Annotated in this window: 5 protein-coding genes; all 5 read right to left on the bottom strand. The window is 61.8% G+C overall.

What is annotated here, in order from left to right; translation table 11 throughout:
* Positions 1-250, bottom strand: a 250-nt coding sequence (locus NUW23_08085; GenBank protein ID MCR4426130.1) for a double zinc ribbon domain-containing protein, incomplete at its 3' end; no start/stop codon positions are given.
* A complete protein-coding gene (locus NUW23_08080; protein MCR4426129.1) occupies positions 247-2,103 on the bottom strand; it encodes a helicase-related protein in 1,857 nt (618 codons plus the stop codon). The genes NUW23_08085 and NUW23_08080, both read right to left, overlap by 4 nt.
* A 122-nt stretch (positions 2,104-2,225) precedes the next feature.
* A complete protein-coding gene (locus tag NUW23_08075) occupies positions 2,226-4,400 on the bottom strand; it encodes an ATP-dependent RecD-like DNA helicase (protein MCR4426128.1) in 2,175 nt (724 codons plus the stop codon).
* Between the two features lie 18 nt (positions 4,401-4,418).
* Positions 4,419-5,621: a methionine adenosyltransferase gene (gene metK, locus NUW23_08070; protein ID MCR4426127.1), complete on the bottom strand. Its 1,203-nt coding sequence runs from the start codon at positions 5,619-5,621 to the stop codon at positions 4,419-4,421.
* A 224-nt stretch (positions 5,622-5,845) separates the two neighbouring features.
* Positions 5,846-6,357, bottom strand: a 512-nt coding sequence (locus NUW23_08065) for a hypothetical protein (protein ID MCR4426126.1), incomplete at its 5' end; no start/stop codon positions are given.

The following is a 6,357-nucleotide window of genomic DNA, read 5'->3' as shown; positions in this document are numbered from 1 at the left end:
GCTTGAAGTACCGCCCCCCGCGCGCGCAGACCACGCACTCACCTCGTTTCGCACCCTCGAGCCTGAGGGGGACTCCGCAGATGCGGCAGACCGGCGGCGTCACCACAGGAATTCTGGCCACGCACGCCCGGCACAGCTCACCCGGGCGCGATACCCTGCCGCAGACAGGGCAGGAAGTGGACTCCCCAAACACCATGTCCGCCAGGGCCCGGCCGGCCGCGACGAGAGTTGAGAAGCCCAATCCCCTCATTTCGTGCTTCCGTCGAGGAGTCCTCTCGACCTGGCGTCCTCGTTCATCTCCCGGATCTGTTGCACCGCTGCCCCGATCTCTGAGTTCACCGCCTGGCATATGAACCACACCTTCCCTGTTGGATGCGCCCGCGTCCGGCCTGCGCGCCCTGCCATCTGGATCAAGGCCCTTGAGTCAAAGACTCCACTCGAGTCCGCCTCGGTGACGACTACGTCCACCCCGTCCACCGTCACCCCCCGCTCCATGACGGATGTCGCCACAAGGACGTCGCACTCCCCTGTCACCAGGAGACTCAGTTTGCGACCACGGTCCGGGTCCTGAGCATGAACCCATTCCACTCGCGACCCGGGAATTGCACGTCTGAGCGCAGCTGCCAGGTCTGGCGCCTGATCGCGCCGGGGTACGAACACGATGACGCGGCCGCCGCTTCGGAGTGACGGAGAGATGAGCGATGCCACCTGCTCTGGGAGGTCAATGCCCCGCACTTGTACGACACAGGGAACAGGGAGGGGGTGACCGTGGTGACGCGCAGAGATTCTGACACATGGGAGGTCCCCAGACCTCACCCTGGCCACATACTCTGGTGGGGGTGTCGCCGTCATGAGCACCATCTGCCCTCCGGGCTTGACTGCCCTTTCGACCGCCCGGGTGAGGATCTCGGAGCCGAAATACGGGTAGGCGTCGGCTTCGTCAAGGACGGCTAGATCGAACCGATGGTGGAACCTGACCGCCTGGTGAGTGGTGAGGAGAACAACATCAGCCCTGGCGTCCCCCGGGGGCGCACCTCCATAAAAGGCCGCCACAGCCCGACCCCGGAATGCCCCAGATATCCTGGGTTGAAGCTCGATCACGACATCTCGCCTCGGCGCCGCAAACATCACTCGGGCCCCCCGGCGCAGAGCAACATCAATAGCCTCGAACGAGACTTCAGTCTTCCCTGCCCCACACGCCGCCCACACCAGGAACTGACGCCCGGCGCGTTTCTCAACCCACTCCGCCAGGGTATGGGAGGCCGCGGCCTGGGCCGGGGTCAGTGGGTGAGGAAGCGTCAAGCCTTGTACGTTCATGCCGAACACCCCGTCTGAGGAACCCGTCGCCAGCGCATTCGAATGCAGACCTTCGCGTCCGTATCTGCCGCCACCGCCGCAGACCCCGCCCTCGTTGGGTGGGTCATGGAAGATGTATAGCGGCTCGCATTCGCGGGACACACCAAGGGCGCGGCACTCCACGCATGCAACACACCTGTCCCGCCCACAGCTCGCACACGAAGTAGTGACAAAAGGCCCCACGCTGCCGCATCGGATGCACACGCGCTCCCCCCAAGGCCCGATCTCCACACTGGGCCTGAGAGTCGCGAGACCTTCCAGGCATAGTGCCCTCAGTACCGCTCGAACTCCGAGGATCGATGAGAGACCAGAGGATTCAAGTGCCCTGGAAGCCTCGGACCCGAGGAGGACCCTTCCGGCGAGAGATGCTGCCGCCTCCCGCACAACTGAAGGATGTGGCAAGACGAGTGAGCGGCACTTGTCGAGTTCCGTGGGGCTCGCAAGCAGGAACGGTCTTGGCAGGAACCCACCCCGGCACCCAAGAGCGCGCAACACTGCCCTGGCGACTCTAGAGAGCCGGGCTGCAAGCACACTGTGTCCCGACACACCCTCCCTGCCACGCCGTCCGGCCGCTGCCCGGGAGGCCTCCCGGGCAGCTACATCCGCTATGGCCACGGGAACCGGAGGAGTAAGTATGATCACTTCGTGAGGGGTGCGCGAGTTCAGGAAATGCCATACCGCCTCCGGCGAGTCGGAAAACCCCACTGTAGTCCGGCGCTCGCCTACGGCCAAGTAGACACAGAACATGTCTGCCAAAAAAGAGCACACCTCCTGTGGATGGGTCGGTGTGCCATTTCTTCATATATCCGGATCCTACCTGCGCGTCGCGGAATAATCACCCAGGTTAGCTCAGGCGGGGAGCCTCCCTCTCACCCCACCCGCATTGAGGCAGCCTCGTTCAGCCGCTGCGCAACCCAGGTGCGTCTCTGGGAAATCTCAGCGTTCCTGACCGCTATTCCGAGGGCGCGCTTCGTTCCAATGATGACCACCATGCGTCTCGCCCTCGTCACTGCAGTGTACAGAAGGTTCCGCTGGAGCATCACGTAGTGCTGGGTGGTGATAGGCACCACAACTGCAGGATACTCGCTCCCCTGGCTCTTGTGGATGGACACGCAATAGGACAGGACGAGCTCGTCCAGATCGTGCTGGCAGTAGACTACATCTCGCTCCCCATCCGCTTCGGGGAATCTCACGGTCACTTCGCCTTCCTCCGAGTCGACCCTGACGATCCTCCCCATGTCCCCGTTCCACACGCGCCTGTCGTAGTTGTTGCGGACCTGCATCACCTTGTCACCGCGGCGGAACACGAGGGACCCGAACTGGATCTCGGATGCCCCTGATCTAGCGGGGTTCAACGCATCCCGAAGAAGCCTGTTGAGGTTGTCGACCCCCGTCGCTGTGCGCCTCATCGGGCTGAGCACCTGTATATCATCGATTGGGTCGCACTTCAGGTAGCCCGGGAGTCTTCTGGACACCGTATCCACGACCGTCCTGGCGACCTGCTCGGGGTCCTCCTCCTCCACCAGGAAGAAGTCGGTGGCCCCCCGGAAGAGGGGCATCTCTCCGCGGTTGATCCTGTGTGCGTTCACGACGATCATGCTGCCTGTGGGCTGGCGGAAAATGCGGTCCAGGACCACGGTCTCCACTGCACCCGAGCGGATTATGTCGCTCAAGACGTTCCCAGCGCCTACCGGCGGAAGCTGGTCTGCGTCTCCCACGAGGATGAGCCTGGTCCCTGGCTTTATGGCCTTCAAGAGATGGTACATCAGCAGAATGTCGACCATGGACATCTCATCCACGATGATAGCGTCGCACTCCAGAGGACTCGACACCCCCCGGCCGAACCTCCACCCTTCCTCCGCTGGCCCGAACTCAAGAAGCCTGTGCAAGGTGCGTGCAGGCCTGCCCGTCGCCTGAGAGAGCCGCTTCGCGGCCCTCCCGGTGGGGGCAGCCAGCAGCACCTTGAGGTTGCGCATCTCGAAAAGGCCTATCATCAGCTTGAGGGTCGTGGTCTTGCCTGTCCCGGGACCCCCTGTCAGCACAAGAACACCCGACTGGAACGCAGCGCACACAGCTTGCCTCTGCCGTTCATCCAGGGTAATGCCTGCCCTTGCCTGCGCCTCATCCAGTTCTGCCTGGGTGATCCCGTCCAGTGCCCACATTCTTGCACTGACCAGCTCGGCCAGGGCCCTCGCCACTCCCCGCTCGCTGTGGTAAAACGGGGCCAGATACAGCCGGTTGCCGTCCTCCAGGAAGACCTCACCCTCGTCCATCAACGAAGCTATGCTCGACCGGACCAGCGAGTCCTCAACATCGAGTCGGGGTCCGACTTCTGAGATGAATTGCTCCAGCTCCACATAGCAGTGGCCTTCGTCAGACGCCTCCGCCAGCCAGTACTTTACTCCCGCCCTAACCCGGTGAGGAGAGTCCTTCTCAATTCCGACGTCGCGGGCAATCTTGTCAGCGGTCTTGAACCCAATGCCGTAGATATCGTCTGCCAGTCGGTAAGGGTTACGGCTGACGATATCCACGGCGGCCTCGCCGTAATGACGGTATATCTTGACAGCAAAACTGGGACTGACCCCGTGGGACTGGAGGAACACCATTACCTTCTGTACTGCCCTGTGTTCTTCCAGCGCCCGGATGAGCCGCTCTGCCTTCTTGGGGCCGATGCCCGGGACATCAGTGAGCGCCTCGGGGTTTTTCTCGATGACATCGAGGGTATCAAGTCCAAACTGCCTGACGAGTCTCCGGGCAGTGACAGGCCCGATGCCGTATATGAGACCGGAGCCCAGGTACTTCTCTATTCCAACCAAGGTCACCGGGGCGATCGTCTCAACGTGATCCACACGGAGTTGGTTCCCATAGTCCTTGTGAGTGACCCAGGTCCCGCTGGCCCTGACCGCTTGACCCGGTGACGCTGTTGGAAACGGCCCAACGGCCGTGACCACCTGGCCGTCGTCTTGCTTGATTCTGGCAACGGTGAAGAGGCTGTTCTCGTCCCTGTAGGTCACGCGCTCTATTACGCCTTCCACCCGGTCCAACGAGATCACCGCCTCCGGCTAGACGTGTGCCCTTATCGCCTCCACCATGTCCAGAGTCTCCCAGGGGAGATCCAGATCTGTGCGGCCGAAATGCCCGTACGTCGCGACCTGTTTGTATATGGGCCTTCTCAGGCCGAACCTCCGTATTATCGCGCCAGGTCGCAAGTCGAACAGGTCTCTGATTATCCTCTCGATACGTGGATCTGGAATCTCCCCTGTGCCGAAGGTATCCACTCTGATGGAGACAGGCCGTGCAACTCCGATAGCGTAGGCAACCTGCACCTCACACCGGGACGCGAGGCCCGCCGCAACAACGTTCTTGGCCACGTGCCTGACAGCGTAGGCCCCAGACCGGTCCACCTTGGTTGGGTCCTTTCCTGAGAAGGCGCCCCCGCCGTGCCTCGCCATGCCGCCATAAGTGTCGACTATGATCTTGCGGCCAGTAAGGCCCGAATCGGCCCCGGGGCCTCCGAAGACGAATCGTCCTGTGGGGTTGACAAGGAAGCGGGTCCTGGAGTCCATGAGTTCCGCTGGGATCACTGCTGCGACCACCTGCTGCAGGATGTCATCCTTGATCTGTTCCTGCGAGACTTCAGGAGCGTGTTGCGCGGAGACTAGCACAGTGTCGACTCGGACTGGCTTCTCGCCGTCGTACTCTACGGTAACCTGGGTCTTCCCATCAGGGCGCAGGTAGTCCAAGATCCCCTCCTTACGGACGGTGGCGAGTCTTCTCGCAAGCTTGTGCGCGAGCATTATTGGCATGGGCATGTACTCAGGGGTCTCATCCGAGGCGTATCCAAACATCATCCCTTGATCCCCGGCGCCGATAACGTCGAACTCACTCACATCGCCTGCAAGAACCCCTGATCTCGCCTCTCTCGCCTCGAGAGCGTCGCTGACTCCCTGACCGATATCTGGAGACTGCTCGTCAATGGACTGCACCACGGCACAAGTGTCGCCGTCGAACCCATACTTCGCCCGGGTGTACCCGATCTCCCGAACGGTGTCACGGACGATCGTGGGGATATGGACGTAACAATCGCAGCTGAACTCGCCCATCACAGCGATCAGGCCTTTGGTCGCAGCCGTTTCACACGCCACCCGGGCGAAAGGGTCCAGCGCGATGATGGCGTCAAGGATCGCGTCGGAGATCTGGTCGCAGATTTTGTCGGGGTGTCCTTCAGTGACGGATTCGGACGTGAATAGCTTTCTGCTGCTCAAGATGACTACCTCCCCGGTATGTGCCCGAACTCAGAACCAATATACCACCAACTTCCAGTGGGGTCAATCACCCTGCCCATGCTCCCCCATCAATGCTCTTCCCGCTGATGCTCAAGGGCTCGTGTGCCGAAAGCGCGGAGGGCTGGTGCCCCAGGCGCCTCATGGCCCAAGGCTCCAGCCCTCACACTGCTCAATGTGCTCCCGCCCTCAGGTCTCTGGGGCCACTACCTGCCCGCGGGCACCGAAAGGCCGAGGATCTTCGCAGATTGCATCACAGAAAGGAAGAACTCTGTCCCTGGGGCGATCTCCACCTCATCACTCTGACCAAGGACATTTGACTTGCCAAGCACCGAGAATCTCCTGAGCGTGTCACCGGTGGCCATGGTGATGCCTGTGTTCGCCCCGACCGCTGCCTGGTCCACACCGAGGACCACGGGTGCCGAGTCCATTCCCTCGAGGTAGCCAAGCTCCATATCCACCTTGGCTCTCACGCCCAGTCTGGACGGGCGGACTGTGTCGGTTACCTTCGCCGTGAGAATGGACCCTTTCGGAACCACCAACCTGCCCTCGGATACGACGTCCTCCGTCACGCGTATCGTCACGAGGTCACCCGGACGCGATTTGACGGAACTGACCGGGGATGCGAACTCCACGCGGATCAGCGCACCCTTGGGGAGAATCGAGTATCCGACGTCAGGCCTGGAGGAAGTGATGGTCAACTTGATCAGCTCATCGA

This window comes from Bacillota bacterium, assembly GCA_024655925.1.
In the GTDB taxonomy this organism is placed as follows: Bacteria; Bacillota; DTU025; order DTU025; family JANLFS01; genus JANLFS01.
The sequence above is the reverse complement of the archived record's forward strand: the minus strand, read 5'-3'. Positions and strand labels throughout refer to the sequence as shown.